Source organism: Streptomyces sp. NPDC006372 (genome assembly GCF_040612515.1).
Lineage (GTDB): Bacteria > Actinomycetota > Actinomycetes > Streptomycetales > Streptomycetaceae > Streptomyces.
This window is the reverse complement of the sequence record NZ_JBEXQJ010000010.1, coordinates 63,853-77,792: the sequence shown is the minus strand read 5'-3', so window position 1 is coordinate 77,792 and position 13,940 is coordinate 63,853. Positions and strand designations below refer to the sequence as shown.

Here is a 13,940-nt window from a genome sequence, read left to right as displayed (position 1 = left end):
CCGGCTCCAATAAACGCAGCAAGAGCTCTCTGCTCGAAATGTTGCATCGTCACCTTGAGGGCAGTGATCTTGGTGCCAACTATCCCTCTTTCGTGCCAACTAAAAATCCTCGTCACAGAGGTCAGCGCCGCACCCGTGGCATCCCCAGGCCGATCCAGGAGATGATCTCCCGCTGGATCTCGTTGTTGCCGCCGCCGAAGGTGAAGATGACCGCCGAACGGTAGCCGCGCTCCAGTTCGCCGTGGAGAACCGCCCCCGCGGAGCCCTCCTTCAGGGTGCCCGGCGCGGCGACGATCTCCATGAGCCAGGCGTAGGCGTCGCGCCGGGCCTCGGAGCCGTACACCTTGACGGCCGAGGCGTCCTGCGGGGTGAGGGTGCCGTCCTGGACGGCGCTGACCATCTGCCAGTTGAGCAGCTTGAGCGCGTCCAGCCGGGCGTGGGTGCGGGCCAGGAGGCGGCGCACCCAGGGCAGGTCGGCGACGCGGCGGCCGTCGGCGAGCTTGGTCTCCGTCGACCAGCGCTGTACGTCGTGCAGGGCGCGGATCGCCATGGTGCCGTGGGCGGCCAGGGTCACGCGTTCGTGGTTGAGCTGGTTGGTGATCAGCCGCCAGCCCTGGTTCTCGGCGCCGACCCGCCGGGAGACGGGCACGCGCACGTCCTCGTAGTAGCTCGCCGTGGTGTCGTGCGAGGCGAGGGTGTTGATCAGGGTGCAGGAGTAGCCGGGGTCGGAGGTCGGCACCAGCAGCATGGTGATGCCCTTGTGCGGGGGCGCGTCGGGATCCGTCCGGACGGCCAGCCAGACCCAGTCCGCCGTGTCGCCGTTGGTCGTCCAGATCTTCTGGCCGTTGACGACGTACGTGTCACCCTCCCGTACCGCGCGGGTGCGCAGCGACGCCAGGTCGGTGCCCGCGCCGGGCTCGCTGTAGCCGATGGCGAAGTCGATCTCGCCCGAGAGGATCCTCGGGAGGAAGTACGCCTTCTGCTCGTCGGTGCCGTACTGCATGATCGTCGGGCCGACGGTGTTCAGCGCCATGAGCGGCAGCGGGACGCCGGCCTGGGCGGCCTCGTCGAAGAAGATGAACTGCTCCATGGCCGTCAGACCGCGCCCGCCGTACTCCTCGGGCCAGCCCACGCCGAGCCAGCCGTCGGTGCCGAGCCGCCGGATGGTCTCGCGGTAGAACCGCTTCTGCGCGGCCGGGTCGCCGTGCCGGGCGTAGGCGTTGCCGGGGACGAGTTCGGCGAAGTAGGCGCGCAGTTCGGTGCGCAACCGCTGCTGCTCGGGCGTGTATTCGAGGTGCACGGCGCCTCCAGGCTCCCCAAGGCCGGTCCTGTCGGCGCACACCGTAGAACGTGTTGCAGAAATTGGGAATGGCGAGGCGCGAACGTGCCACCGGCCCGCCTCGGCGTCGTGTCAGTTCAGCGTGGCGAGGAAGTCTGTACACGCCCGAGCGCACGCACGGCACATCGTCGCCGAGTCCTCCGCCCCCGGCTGCCGGTCGAAGACGTGGGCAGCTTCCAGGCACACCGTCCGGCACCACTCCACCTGCACACGGATGCTGCTCTCGTCCACCTGGTTCTGCTCGGACAGCACACGGCAGGTCGCGTCGCAGACCTCCGCGCACATGATGCCCTTACGCCGTACGAGTTCCTGGTTCTCGGTGCCGTCGGGATCCACCAGGCTCGCGCGCAGCGCGCACGCACGGGCGCACTCTGTACACGCCTGCGCGCAGGCGAAGCGGTCCTCCAGGAACCGGAACAGCTCCTGCTGGGATGTCGTCGAAGTCACACCGCGCGGGTAGCCCCGCCGATGCCGGTCAAACCCGGTGCCCCCAAGGGTTCCGTCCGGTTTTTCCGGCTCCGCCCCCGGGCACCCGGACGCCCCGGAACGACGACGCACGGAGGTGAGTCACATGCCCGGGCGACAGGAGCTTCCGTCGACCCTGGAGCGGTCCGCCGAGGAGGCACAGCGCACCTGGATCAAGGCCCATGACTCGGCCGTGGAGCAGTACGGCGAGGGCGAGCGCGCGCACCGCGTGGCCTTCGGGGCGCTGAAGCACACCCATGAGAAGGTCGGGGACCACTGGGAGCGCAAGGAGGGTGGCCGCAAGGGCCCGTCGGATCCACGGTCGGCCCGGTCCCGGCGGCAGGGCGGCCGCAGCGGCGAGGGCGTCGACGAGCAGGCCTCGAAGGAACACCTGTACGACGTCGCGAAGCGGCTGGGTGTCGAGGGGCGCTCGCGGATGTCGAAGGCGGAACTGCTGGACGCCGTCCGCACGGAGAACCGGTCGAAGACCCGGTCCGCACGGTCCTCGCGGTCGAGGTGAGCCGGTTCATGGTGAGGACCGGGGGTACCCGCGCGCCATGAACAGCGCATGGATGGAGATGGCCGCGGGCCGTGGCGCCCTCGGTATCGGGCTGGCCGTGGCCGGTGTGGTGGTCGTTGTCCTGCTGCTGGGGGCCTTCGTCCTCGGCATCCGCGTCAAGCGCAGGGAGCTGCCCACGCCCCGACCGGACGAGCAGCCGCGACTCCCCGACGGTGGCCCGGTCCGCGAGACGAGTGAGCGCCGGGAGTCCGAGGAGGTACCGAGAAGCCAGGACCGTCTGACGCCGCACGAGCTGAAGAGGCACGGCAGCCGGACGAGCGCGTCCCAGGAGCGTCCCCGCTGGAGCGAGGGCAGCAGCGGCTCGTTCGGCGGTGGCGGGCCGGGCGGCCACTGATCCTGACGGCGTACCCGGCGTACCCGTCGTACCCGTCGTACACAGGGAAGTGAGAACCATGGCCGATCCCGCCCGCAACACCCTGCCGCTGCCGGACTACGACCATCTGCCGATCGGCGGCCTGGAGAGCCGGGTGCGGTCGCTGTCCGCGGACGAGGTCGAGGAACTGCTGGCGTACGAACGGTCGCACGCCGACCGGCTGCCGGTGACCGAGCTGCTGGGGACCCGGCTGGAGCAGTTGCGCGAGGGCGCTGAGCCGTCCTCCGGCGATCCGGGCGCGCTGCGTCCCGAGACGGGCGAGGGCCGTGGCGGCTCTCCGGTGTCACCCGCCACATCGCCGCAGCCGTTCAGCCCGCCGCCACACGGCACACCCGACCAGCGCGGCAAGCCGAAGGGCGACCGCACGTAGGCGGCACCAGCCGGACAATCGAAGAGACGAAGGGAAGGGCCCGTGCACCGCACGGGCCCTTCCGCATGCACGGGCCCTCCTGTGCGGCCGCTCCCCGGTCGACCCCGAACACGGTGAGCTGGATCACAGGTTTCAAGTGCAGCGTGGAGCGGGGTCCAGCGTCTTTTCCAAAGGTGTAGGGAGCTACTGAGACGCAGGACGGTGAGGATGGAGCAGGTTCGGGCGGACGGCTTCGACGAGTTCGTGGCCGCCCGTTGGTCGGCGCTGCTCCATGTCGCGCGTCTGCTGACGGGTGGCGACCGGCAGCGTGCCGAGGACCTGGTGCAGGAAGCCCTGGTGAAGCTGTGGTTCGCCTGGCCGAAGGTCGCCGATCAGGCTCCTGAGGCGTACGTGCGCACGGTGCTCGTGCGGATGGCTGCCCGCTCGGCACGACGGCGCTGGTGGGGTGAGCGCCCGGTGGAACAACTGCCGGACCGGGCCGATCCGGGCGACGTGTCGTCCACCGTGGCCGAACGCCGGCGGCTGGAGGCGGCGTTGGCCCTGCTGTCGCCCAAGCAGCGGATCGCGGTGGTGCTGCGCTACTACGAGGACCTGCCCGAGGCCCAGGTCGCCCAGGCACTGGGCTGCCCGGTGGGTACCGCACGGTCCCACGCGTCACGCGGAGTCGCCCGGCTCCGCCAGATTCTGTCCGACGCCGTCAGGCCCATGGGGTGAAAGGAGAAGCGATGGACGACTTCGAGCGAAATCTGTCACGGCTGATGCGCGACACCCAGCAGCACACCCCCTACGAGCCCGAACACCAGCAGCGGTTGCACGCGGGCATCCGGACCCGCCGCCGGTCGCGGCTGCTGTGGAAGGCGGGCGGCTCCGCCGTGGCGGTGGCCGGGCTGAGTGTCGGACTGGCTCTGCTGCCGAACATGCTCAGCAGGGCGCAGCCCGCCGACCACGATCGTCGCCCCCAGCCCACGACGAGCCCTACGCCCTCGCAGGACAGCTCACCCACGTACAACACCCCGGACCCGAGCTCGACCCCCACAGGGCCCGCGTCGTCCGCACCCGCGACCTCGACCGGCAGCGGCGGGCCTCCGGGGAGCACGACCACACCGGCCACGGTCGCCCCGACCGCCACCGCCACGGCCCCGGAGAGCCGTACCGCATCGACGCTCTCCGCCCTTCCCCCGTCCCCGACACAGACGACGGTTCCGCCGTCCGCTCCGGAGACGGAGGAGCCCTCCGCGTCGACCGGCACCGAGTAGCCGCCTGAGCGGCCCTTCGAGTCAGGGGCGCAGTCGCCCCGCACCCCAGCACCGCACCACCCGTCAAGGGCGCCTTCGGCATGCCCGCGAGCGGCGCAGGCGGATGCCCCGCGCCAGAGAGAGAACGTGAAGCAGCCATGAGAACCGTACGGCGGTCGGCCCTGATCGACCGCCCCGACCGCCCCCTGCCCGAGACGTCCGCGTTGCCGCGCCGGGCGCCCCTGCCGGCGCACCACCCGGACCCGGTCCTCGACGTGGTCGTCCCCGTCCACAACGAGGAGAACGACCTGGAGCCGTGCGTCCGGCGTCTGCACGCGCATCTCGGCGAGACCTTTCCGTACCCCTTCCGGATCACCATCGCCGACAACGCCAGCACCGACCGGACGCCGCTCATCGCCGCACGGCTCGCCGCCGAACTGCCCGGGACGGACTGGATCCGGCTGGCCGAGAAAGGGCGGGGCCGTGCGCTGCACACCGCGTGGTCGCGTTCGCGTGCGCCGGTGCTGGCGTACCTGGACGTGGACCTGTCCACCGACCTCGCGGCCCTGCTGCCGCTCGTCGCGCCCCTGATCTCGGGCCACTCGGACATCGCCATCGGCACCCGTCTCGCCCGGGGTTCACGGGTGGTGCGGGGTCCGAAGCGGGAGATCATCTCCCGCTGCTACAACGGGCTTCTGCGCTCCACGCTCGCGGTGGGATTCTCCGACGCTCAGTGCGGGTTCAAGGCGGTACGGCGGGACGTCGCCGAGCGGCTGCTGCCGCTGGTGGAGGACCGCGAGTGGTTCTTCGACACCGAGTTACTGGTCATCGCCGAGCGCGCCGGGCTGCGGATCCACGAGGTGCCGGTGGACTGGGTGGACGATCCCGACAGTCGGGTGCACATCCTCGAAACGGCCCTGGCCGACCTGCGCGGCATGGCCAGGCTCGGCCGGGCCCTCGCCTGCGGGCGGCTGCCGCTGAGCGCGCTGCGCCGCAGCGGCGGCGACCTCGCCGGAGAGCTGCCGTCCGGTCTGGCCCGGCAGCTCGTGCGCTTCGCCGCCGTCGGTGCCGCCAGCACCCTGTGCTACCTGCTGCTCTACACCACGCTCCGGCCCCCGGCGGGAGCGCAGGCCGCCAACGCGCTCGCCCTGCTCGCCAGCGCGCTCGCCAACACCGCCGCCAACCGGCGGCTCACCTTCGGGGTGCGGGGCCGGGGCGGAGCGCTGCGGCATCACCTCAAGGGCCTGGCGGCGTTCCTGGTGGGGCTGGCCCTGACCAGCGGTTCGCTGGCCGTCCTGCACCGCATCGCACCCGGGGCCGGCCACCGCACCGAGCTCGTGACGCTCGTGGCGGCCAACCTGGCCGCGACGCTGCTGCGTTTCCTCCTCTTCCGGGCCTGGGTGTTCCCGGCCCGGCCCGATCGCCGTACGTCAGGATCCTCATGAGCACCGTCGAGCTGCGTCGACCGCCGTCCGGTCTCCGTCCTCCCGAACGCCTGCGGGACTACCGGGAGTTCCGGAGGCGGCTGCGCGAGGCCGCGGCGCGCTACGGGCCCGTGCTGCTGACGTACGGCGTGCTGAAACTGGCCGGCTTCGCCGTCTTCATGTACTTGCTGGACTCAGCCGGAGACTTCCGGAGGAACAACCCCCGCTTCGGCGGCGGCAAGCACGCGTGGGACGTGCTGGCGAGCTGGGACGGCTGGTGGTACCAGCAGGTCGCCGCGCACGGGTACGACCCCGCGCTGAAGCCGGTCCCGGGCGCGACGGGGCTGATCACGATCGAGGGCAACTCGGCGGCGTTCTTCCCGCTGTACCCGGCGCTGATGCGGCTCGTCTCGGAGTGCACCGGACTCGGCCTGTACGGCGCCGGCCTGACGGTCTCGATCCTCGCCTCGTTCGTCGCCGCGCTCGGCATCTACGCCGTGACGCGGCGACTGGGCGGGCACCGGGCGGGGCTGGTCGCGGCCGGGCTCTGGGCGGTGTGGCCCGGCTCGGGCACCGAGTGGTCGGGCTACTCGGAGTCCCTCTACACGGCACTCGCCGTGTGGGCCTGTCACGCCGTCATGTCCCGCCGGTGGCTCACCGCCGGTCTGCTGACCTGCGCGGCCGGGCTCTGCCGGCCCACCGCCGCCGCTCTGGTGGCCGCCCTCGCCGTCGCCGCGGTGCTGTCCCTGCGCCGGCGTGCGGACGGTGTGTGCCGTCCGCTGGCCGCCGTGGCGATCGCGCCGCTGGGCCTGTTCGGCTACTTGGCCTGGGTCAACTACCGCATGGGCGACATCAACGGCTACTCCAAGCTCCAGGACGGCGCCTGGGCCCACAAGTTCGACTGGGGGGCCCACACGCTCAAAGTGCTGACGTCCGTTCCGGTCGGGCACTTCGACTATCTCTTCGCGAGGGCCTTCGAGGACGTCATCGGTGTCTGCGTGGTGCTGATGGTGCCGGTGCTGACCGTGCTGCTGATACGTCTGAGACCGCCTGCCGTCCTGGTCGTCTACACGGTCCTGTCGTACCTCATGGTGATGGCCACTCAGCAGATCTTCGGCAACGTCTCACGTTATCTGCTCCCGCTCTTCCCCCTGTTCGTCCCGCTCGCCCTCGCGTTGCGCCGGCTGCGGTGGCCGTCCCTGGTCACGGTCCTCGGCACGGCCGCCCTGGCCTCCGGGTCGTACGCGGGGTACGTGCTGTTCGTGCTGGGGGTGCCGTAGACACCTCCGAAGCGGCGCCTGACACCTGGTGAGATGCCTCCGAAACATTCCCTTCACGCAGGAAGTATTTAGGGGTAACGACCGCTGCCTACCGTGCCTGCCTTGTCAGTCCCCACACACCCGCAGCAGCAAGGAGGCGTGGCATGAGTACCGAGCCACGACTGGCAGAGGTCACCGAGGCGGAACCCGGGCGGGAGGCGGCGCCGGGTACCGACCAGGCCGTCAAGGAGACGCTGGAGGACTACACTCTCCGCTTCGCGCCGCGCAGTTACCGGCGCTGGACTCCGATGGTGGTGGCGACGACCGCCCTCGGCGGCATCGCCTACATGGCCGACTTCTCCATCGGCGCCGGCATCGGCCTGGCGCACGGCACCGGGAACGCGCTGCTCGCGATCGCCGTCGCCGCCGTCGTCATCTTCGTGACCGGCTTCCCGCTGGCCTACTACGGGGCCCGCTACAACATCGACCTGGACCTGATCACGCGCGGCTCGGGCTTCGGCTACTTCGGCTCGGTCCTCACCAGCGTCATCTTCGCCAGCTTCACCTTCATCTTCTTCGCCCTCGAAGGTTCGATCATGGCCCAGGGCCTGAAGCTGGGCCTCGGACTGCCGCTGTGGCTGGGCTACCTGGTCTCCACCCTGATGGTGATCCCGCTGGTCATCTACGGCATGACGGCCCTGAGCAAGCTCCAGGTGTGGACCACTCCGATCTGGCTGCTGCTGATGGTCGGCCCGCTGGTCTACCTGATCGCCACCGACCCGGGGACGGTCGACCGTTTCCTCGCCTACGCGGGGACCGACGGGGACGGCGGCGTCAACACCGCCTCCGTGCTGCTGGGCGCCGGAGTGTGCCTGTCGCTGATCGCGCAGATCGGCGAGCAGATCGACTACCTGCGCTTCATGCCGCCCAAGACCGAGGCGAACAAGCGGAGTTGGTGGACGGCCGTGGTGATGGCCGGCCCGGGCTGGGTGGTGCTGGGCGCGCTCAAGCAGGCCATCGGCGTGTTCCTCGCGGTGTACATCATCGCCGAGGTGGGCCCCACCGCCGCGCCCGAGCCGATCCAGCAGTTCAAGCACGCCTTCGACGCGATGATGCCCTCCTGGCTCGTCCTCCCCCTGGCCGTGGCCCTGGTCGTGATCAGCCAGATCAAGATCAACGTGACGAACGCGTACTCCGGCTCGCTCGCCTGGACCAACTCCTTCACCCGGGTCACGCGGCGCTACCCGGGCCGGATGGTCTTCGTCCTGGTCAACCTGGGCTTCGCGCTGGCCCTGATGGAGGCCGACATGTTCAGCTTCCTCAACAGCATCCTGGGTTTCTACTCGAACTGCGCGATCGCCTGGGTGGTCACCGTCGCCACCGACATCGGCGTCAACAAGTACGTGCTGAAGTTGTCCCCGCACGCCCCCGAGTTCCGCCGCGGCATGCTCTACGCGGTGAACCCCGTCGGGGTCGTCGCCTTCGCCGCCGCCTCCGGGCTGTCCATCGCCATGTACTTCCACGCGCTGGGCGACACCCTTCAGCCCTACTCCCCCGTCGCGGCCGCCGTCATCGCGTTCGTGCTCACCCCGCTGATGGCGGTGGTCACCAAGGGCAGGTACTACCTGCGCCGCACCGACGACGGCATCGCCGAGCCGATGCTCGACGAGGACGGCAACCCCAGTGCCGTCACCTACGAGTGCCATGTGTGCCGGCAGCGGTTCGAGCGGCCGGACGTGACCGCCTGCCGGACGCACGACGCGGTCGTCTGCTCCCTCTGCCTGAGCACCGACAAGGTCGGCGACCACGTCCTGCCCGCGGTTGTCTGACCCGTCGGGCGGGAGCGCCCCCGTTCGCTCCCGCCGTACGGCACGTTCCAAGTCGGTCTCGGACGGGCTGCGTGACACCGGATGAGGGGAGACTCCGAACGCCGGGCGGCATACTGATCTTGCGGTGCGCGATGATCGGACCGACGGCCGGAGAGGGGATGACGGGACGTGACCACCGAAGGAGCGGGCAGCGGGCGGGGAACACCCGACGAGCCGGACGGCGCCACCCCGATCCCGGACGAGGTGTGGCTGAGGTTCCTCACGGACAGCGAGTACGCCATAAACGCCTCCGCCCCGAGGGAACCCTCCGCGCGGGAACGGGCGGCGGGACGACAGCCCCAGCCGTCGCACGCCGTCGGCGACCTTTGGCAGCCGGACGAGGTGTGGGTCCGGGCGTCCTGGCGGGATCTGGACCGGCGTGCCAAGGCCCGGCGCGTGGGACGGGTCGCCGCCACCGCCGCTGCCGTCGCCCTGGCCCTGGGCGCCTGGTCCCAGTTGTCCACCGGCGCGGGCTCGGTCGACAGACCGGGAACGGGCACCGTACGGCAGGTCGAAGGGGCCACCGCGAGGACGCCCGCGGCCACTCCCCTCCCGTCCGCAACGCCGTTCCCGGAGCAGTCCAGGTAGCGCAGCACGGGCGGGTACGGTCCCACCCCAAGGGCCGCTGGCGCGCCGGCGGCGCGCTCGGGGCCCGCGGCGAGTTCTCCATCGTCATCGCCGGCCTGGCCGTCACGTCCGCTATCGGCCCCTCCCTCGGCCCCTTGACCGCCCGCTACACCGAGGCCATCCAGGGCCAGGACACGGTCGGCCGCACCTGATCGTGTGACAGGGGCGGTGCGGGCCGAGGCGGCGCAGGTGAGAAGCCGCGTGACCGCCGCTTGTTCGGCCTCTCCGCGGCCGGGTGCTCCGTCGGCTGCCGCGGGGTGGGACACTGCCTCGCCTACGCCTGCACCAGGGGCGGCAGCGGCAACCGCGACCCCTCAGGCCGTCGCCCGGTTCATCCCGTCTTCCACCCCCGGCGCGTGTCGATCCGCTCCCACTCCGCGCCCCACTGCGCCATCCGCCGCCGGTCCAGGAAGAGCCGGGTCAGCGAGACGGCGCCCAGCACGACTCCGCCCGCGAAGACCCCGGCCAGTCCGCCGCCCACGGCCGTGTGCAGCCCGGCCGCGCCCTCGCTCACCGGTGGAGCGGTGAGGTCACCGCTCCCGTTCACCCACACAGGGGTCGTGCTCCCGGCCGGAGCCCCGGGCGGCACCCGTGCCTGCTCCTGGTGTGTCGAACCGTCCGGCGTGGACCACCGCACCTTGCCCCACACCCGGTGGTCGTTCGCCGCACGGGCCAGGGACGGGCCGGGCGCGTCCTCGACGACGACCGCCGCGACCTGATGGCGCTCGGCCCGTTGCCGTTCGACGGCTGCCTCGACCGCACCCGCCGCCAGCAGCCCGGCCAGTACTCCACCCACCAGCGCCAGCACCCAGCCGGCGAGCACGACCCACGCCTCGACGACGTCCACACGCCGTTTGAGCGCGTTGCGCCGCCACCGCCACCCTCGCACGGTCACACGCTCTGACGTTCTCATCGGCCGACACCCCCTCCTGAGCACCGGCTGCACCCTTCCAGTGTGCGCCCGACACCTCTGGCGGGCCTGTCAGCCGGGAGCCGCGGCGACCCGTACCCGGTCGCTCTCTCCGCCGGAGAGGAAGGACGCCAGGGCCCACCCTTCCTCGGCGACGTCCGCCCGGTCGGCCGGGGAGAGGCGACGCAGCGGTGTGACCAGGACGGTGTCCGCCTGCACGGTCCAGGTCGCGGCGACACGCCCGTCGACCAGGACGACGCGGGCGCCCTGGACCGACAGCCCGCGATGGGCGTCGTCGATGATCCGGCTCCGGTCGTGGTAGCCGAGGATCGCGTTGTCGAAGGCCGGGAGGAAGCGCACCGGGGCGGGGCTGCCGGGGTCGGGGCGCGGAGCGTCGGGGAGGTCCAGGAGTTCCCGGCCGCGGTCGTCCCGGAAGGCGACCAGTTCCGCGCGCAGCGCGGCGACCGCGGCGGGCAGTCCCGCCAGTCCGCACCAGGCGCGCAGGTCGGCCGAGGCGGCCGGTCCGTACGCCGCCAGGTAGCGCCGCAGCAGCGCCTGCCCCACGAGGTCGGAACCGTCCGGTTCGGGCGGGTCGATCTCCCGCCCCAGCCAGGACGAGATCAGCGCGTAGCGCGCTCCCGCCGTCGTGCGCCACAGCCCACGTGGTGGCAGCTGTGCCGTCGGGAGCAGGGCGGCGACCAGCATCTCGCCCAGGGGCCGTGGCCCCGCGGCCGGCCAGCGGCCGACGACGTCGCGAGCGAGTTCGCCCATCGAGCGGGGCTCCCCGTCGGCCATGATCTCCCGTCCCGCCGCGGCGAGTTCGCCGAGGTCCACTTCCGTGAGCTCGCGCCGGTAGGTCCCGAGCACCCGCTGACGCAGCATGCCCTCGTGACGCGCCCGCCAGGCCAGGGCGTCCGCGGCGGTGACGAGGTGGACGGTGCGGCGCATGAGGTGGGTCCGCACCACGCTCCGCCCGGTCAGCAGGTCCGGCAGTCCGGCCGGCTCGAACGCCCGCAGCCTCGACCAGAGGCCCACGAACGGTTCCTGCGGTTCCTGCGCCTGGAGACCGCACAGGTGCCCGACCGCGGCCGGCACCGGCAGGCCGGCGCGGTCGAGGAGCAACTGCCGTGCGAGTGTGGCGCGGTTGAGCGCCCGGGCGTCCAGAACGGTCACGCGGTACCTCCGCCTTCGAGTCGTGTGCCGACCCGTGGTACGAGACGTCCGGGCGGCTTGCCCGGTCACCGTCGCAGGAGATGCGGTCAGCTCGTGTCCGCGTCCGGCGTCACCACGCCGAGCCTGGCGGCCGTTGGGACCGCGCATGTCTCACCGGCGTTGCCACTCCTCCGCGAGGAGCCGGTACGAGCGCACCCGGTCGGCGTGGTCGTGGGTGATGGTCGTGATGATCAGCTCGTCGGCGCCGGTGGCCTCCTGCAGTTGTTCGAGCTGGTCGGCGACGCGCCCCGGCGAGCCGACGAACTGGGTGTCGACACGGTCCGCGACCAGGGCCCGGTCCTCCTCGGTCCAGACGTGGGCGCGAGCCTGCTCGGGGGTGGGGAAGGGGATCGCGCCCTCGGCGGTGCGGATGCTGCGGACCCACAGGCCGTAGCCGGTGGCCAGTTCGCGGGCGGTCTCGTCGTCCTCGGCGACGACCACGTCGGCGGAGACGCTGACATGGGGCTTGTCGAGGTGGTCGGAGGGCTGGAACGCGGCCCGGTAGCCCTCGGCCGCCTCCAGTACGGTGGCCGGGCTGACGTGGTAGTTGGCGGCGAAGCGCAGGCCGTTGCGGCCGGCGACGTCGGCGCTCTCCCCGCCGCTGCTGCCGAGGATCCACACCTGCACGTCGGCCCCCTCACCGGGGACGGCGTGCGCCTCTTGTCCGTCCGCCGAGCGGTAGTCGCCGCGCAGCAACGCGAGGATGTCACCGACCTGTTCGCCGTAGTCCTGGTGGGTGGCGCCGGGTTGCTGCAACAGCTCCCGCTGGAGCCTCAGGCGGGGTGAGCCTCGCAAGTGGTCGAACGAGAACCGGGGCGGGATCTTCAGGCCGCCCGGGGTGTGCCCGTCGACGACGGGGATCGTGGTCGGCCGGGGTTTTGCCGTCCGTCCGGGCGGACGCCCGCCGGAGCGGCCGAGGCCCAGGTCGAGTCGCCCGGGGTGCAGGGCGTCGATGAGTCCGAACTCCTCGACGGTGGACAGGGCGGTGCGGTGGCCGAGTTGGACGGCTCCGGAGCCGATCCTGATGGTGGAGGTGGCGGAGGCGGTCAGGGCCAGTACGACGGCGGGCGAGGTTCCGGCGACGCCCGGGTTGAGGTGGTGCTCGGCGAACCAGTAGCGGCTGTAGCCGAACCGCTCGGTCTGGCGCGCGAGGTCGATGGTGTGGTGCAGGGCCTCGGCGGCGGTGGAACCGGACGAAACCGGGACGAGGTCGAGAACTCCGAGCGGGATGCCGGACATGGTCGGTGCTCCTCAGCAGGCGGGCGACGGGAGGGTTCGGGCGGGCGGTCAGCTGCCGGTCCTCGGCAGGCCGGGCGGGTTGATCTCCGACGTCTTCACGGCCTCGCTGGAAAGACCCCAGCGCTTCAGGACCTTCGCGTACGTCCCGTTCTCGATGACGTGGTCGAGCGCGTCGGCGAGCGGCTTCGCCAGTCCGCTGTCCTTCTTGGTGGTGGCCGCGATGAGGCCCTGGAGGCGGGCGCCGGCGCCGGAGTAGGTGCCGACGACCTCCGTCCTGCCGGTGGTGGCCGCGTGGTAGGCGGCGGTCGGGTTGGGCCCGAGGTACAGGTCGATCCGGCCGGACTGGAGCGCCAGGTAGGTGTCGCTGTCGTTCTGGTAGTACTTGATGTCGACCGGCTTCCGGCCGGCCTTCTTGTTCTCCTTCGACCACTCGACCAGCAGCTTCTCCTGGTTGGTGCCGCTGCCCACGGCCACGGTCCGGCCCGCCACGTCCTTCGGCCCGGTGACCTTCCAACCGCTGCCCTTCTTCGCCTCGAACGCCAGGTTGTCCTCGCGGTAGGTGGCGAAGTCGTACTTCTCCTTGCGTTCCTCGGTGACGGTGATGTTGCTGAGGCCGGCGTCGTACTTGCCGCTGTCGAGGCCGACGAAGATGTTCTCCCAGGACACCGTGTTGATGTGCGGCTTGAGGCCGAGCACGTCGGCGACGAGATACGCGAGATCGGGCTCGACCCCGATGACGGTCTTGTTGTCGGTGGCGTAGAAGGTCAGCGGTGCGGCGGAGCCGGACGAGGCGACGAGTTCCAGGGTGCCTCTCTTGCGGATCTTCGCGGGTACTTCAGCGGCTATGGAGTCGACCCTGCCGGTGGTGACACGGTTCTGGTCGGGGCTGGTGTTGACCTTCGCCTTGCCGCCGGTGGTGGCCGAGACGTCGGTGGTGCCGTCGGTGGGGTTGGCGCAGGCGGCGAGGACGAGGGCGCCGGCGATTGCGAGCGCGGCCGCGGTGGTGCGGCGGGCGACGAGGGTGGCCACGGTGGTGCTC

General features: G+C 71.5%; 15 protein-coding genes. 9 read left to right on the top strand and 6 right to left on the bottom strand.

Features of this window, described 5'->3' with window-relative positions:
• Positions 1 to 121: 121 nt before the first annotated feature.
• A complete protein-coding gene (locus ABZ016_RS17920) occupies positions 122 to 1,300 on the bottom strand; it encodes an acyl-CoA dehydrogenase family protein (RefSeq protein WP_356917587.1) in 1,179 nt (392 codons plus the stop codon).
• A gap of 111 nt (positions 1,301 to 1,411) precedes the next feature.
• Entirely contained in the window at positions 1,412 to 1,786 is a 375-nt protein-coding gene (locus tag ABZ016_RS17915) for a ferredoxin (RefSeq protein WP_356917586.1), read from the bottom strand.
• Between the two features lie 124 nt (positions 1,787 to 1,910).
• Here ABZ016_RS17915 and ABZ016_RS17910 point away from each other — a divergent pair, with 124 nt between their 5' ends.
• From ABZ016_RS17910 to ABZ016_RS17870, 9 genes are all read left to right on the top strand, one after another.
• On the top strand, positions 1,911 to 2,324 hold the full coding sequence (locus tag ABZ016_RS17910) for a ChaB family protein (protein ID WP_356917585.1): 414 nt from the start codon (positions 1,911 to 1,913) through the stop codon (positions 2,322 to 2,324).
• A 37-nt stretch (positions 2,325 to 2,361) separates the two neighbouring features.
• Positions 2,362 to 2,718, top strand: a complete 357-nt coding sequence (locus tag ABZ016_RS17905) for a DUF6479 family protein (protein WP_356917584.1) — start codon at positions 2,362 to 2,364, stop codon at positions 2,716 to 2,718.
• A 58-nt stretch (positions 2,719 to 2,776) separates the two neighbouring features.
• Positions 2,777 to 3,127, top strand: a complete 351-nt coding sequence (locus ABZ016_RS17900; protein ID WP_356917583.1) for a hypothetical protein — start codon at positions 2,777 to 2,779, stop codon at positions 3,125 to 3,127.
• 207 nt (positions 3,128 to 3,334) lie between these two features.
• Positions 3,335 to 3,841: a SigE family RNA polymerase sigma factor gene (locus ABZ016_RS17895; RefSeq protein ID WP_356917582.1), complete on the top strand. Its 507-nt coding sequence runs from the start codon at positions 3,335 to 3,337 to the stop codon at positions 3,839 to 3,841.
• A gap of 11 nt (positions 3,842 to 3,852) precedes the next feature.
• Positions 3,853 to 4,383: a cellulase gene (locus ABZ016_RS17890; RefSeq protein WP_356917581.1), complete on the top strand. Its 531-nt coding sequence runs from the start codon at positions 3,853 to 3,855 to the stop codon at positions 4,381 to 4,383.
• Between the two features lie 137 nt (positions 4,384 to 4,520).
• Entirely contained in the window at positions 4,521 to 5,807 is a 1,287-nt protein-coding gene (locus ABZ016_RS17885; protein ID WP_356917580.1) for a bifunctional glycosyltransferase family 2/GtrA family protein, read from the top strand.
• A complete protein-coding gene (locus tag ABZ016_RS17880; protein ID WP_356917579.1) occupies positions 5,804 to 7,066 on the top strand; it encodes a glycosyltransferase family 39 protein in 1,263 nt (420 codons plus the stop codon). The genes ABZ016_RS17885 and ABZ016_RS17880 overlap by 4 nt, the downstream gene beginning before the upstream one ends.
• A gap of 143 nt (positions 7,067 to 7,209) precedes the next feature.
• Positions 7,210 to 8,874 (top strand): allantoin permease, encoded by a 1,665-nt coding sequence (locus tag ABZ016_RS17875; protein ID WP_356917578.1) that lies wholly within the window; start codon positions 7,210 to 7,212, stop codon positions 8,872 to 8,874.
• Between the two features lie 168 nt (positions 8,875 to 9,042).
• Complete coding sequence (locus tag ABZ016_RS17870) at positions 9,043 to 9,501, top strand: hypothetical protein (protein WP_356917577.1); 459 nt, start codon at positions 9,043 to 9,045, stop codon at positions 9,499 to 9,501.
• Positions 9,502 to 9,871: 370 nt separating this feature from the next.
• Here the strand turns inward: ABZ016_RS17870 and ABZ016_RS17865 are convergent, their stop codons facing one another.
• The 4 genes from ABZ016_RS17865 to ABZ016_RS17850 form a co-directional block, all read right to left on the bottom strand.
• Positions 9,872 to 10,435, bottom strand: a complete 564-nt coding sequence (locus tag ABZ016_RS17865; protein WP_356917576.1) for a hypothetical protein — start codon at positions 10,433 to 10,435, stop codon at positions 9,872 to 9,874.
• An 87-nt stretch (positions 10,436 to 10,522) separates the two neighbouring features.
• A complete protein-coding gene (locus ABZ016_RS17860) occupies positions 10,523 to 11,623 on the bottom strand; it encodes a winged helix DNA-binding domain-containing protein (RefSeq protein WP_356917575.1) in 1,101 nt (366 codons plus the stop codon).
• A 150-nt stretch (positions 11,624 to 11,773) separates the two neighbouring features.
• Positions 11,774 to 12,901, bottom strand: a complete 1,128-nt coding sequence (locus tag ABZ016_RS17855) for an MsnO8 family LLM class oxidoreductase (RefSeq protein WP_356917574.1) — start codon at positions 12,899 to 12,901, stop codon at positions 11,774 to 11,776.
• A 48-nt stretch (positions 12,902 to 12,949) separates the two neighbouring features.
• The gene (locus ABZ016_RS17850) at positions 12,950 to 13,930 is read right to left on the bottom strand and encodes an ABC transporter substrate-binding protein (RefSeq protein ID WP_356917573.1); all 981 of its coding nucleotides are present in this window, start codon (positions 13,928 to 13,930) and stop codon (positions 12,950 to 12,952) included.
• Positions 13,931 to 13,940 lie beyond the last annotated feature (10 nt).

Coding starts and splice junctions, on each gene's coding strand:
- ABZ016_RS17905 (WP_356917584.1), top strand. CDS start 2,362: ATGAACAGCGCATGGATGGAGATGGCCGCGGGCCGTGGCGCCCTCGGT.
- ABZ016_RS17910 (WP_356917585.1), top strand. CDS start 1,911: ATGCCCGGGCGACAGGAGCTTCCGTCGACCCTGGAGCGGTCCGCCGAG.
- ABZ016_RS17880 (WP_356917579.1), top strand. CDS start 5,804: ATGAGCACCGTCGAGCTGCGTCGACCGCCGTCCGGTCTCCGTCCTCCC.
- ABZ016_RS17900 (WP_356917583.1), top strand. CDS start 2,777: ATGGCCGATCCCGCCCGCAACACCCTGCCGCTGCCGGACTACGACCAT.
- ABZ016_RS17875 (WP_356917578.1), top strand. CDS start 7,210: ATGAGTACCGAGCCACGACTGGCAGAGGTCACCGAGGCGGAACCCGGG.
- ABZ016_RS17885 (WP_356917580.1), top strand. CDS start 4,521: ATGAGAACCGTACGGCGGTCGGCCCTGATCGACCGCCCCGACCGCCCC.
- ABZ016_RS17890 (WP_356917581.1), top strand. CDS start 3,853: ATGGACGACTTCGAGCGAAATCTGTCACGGCTGATGCGCGACACCCAG.
- ABZ016_RS17855 (WP_356917574.1), bottom strand. CDS start 12,901: ATGTCCGGCATCCCGCTCGGAGTTCTCGACCTCGTCCCGGTTTCGTCC.
- ABZ016_RS17895 (WP_356917582.1), top strand. CDS start 3,335: ATGGAGCAGGTTCGGGCGGACGGCTTCGACGAGTTCGTGGCCGCCCGT.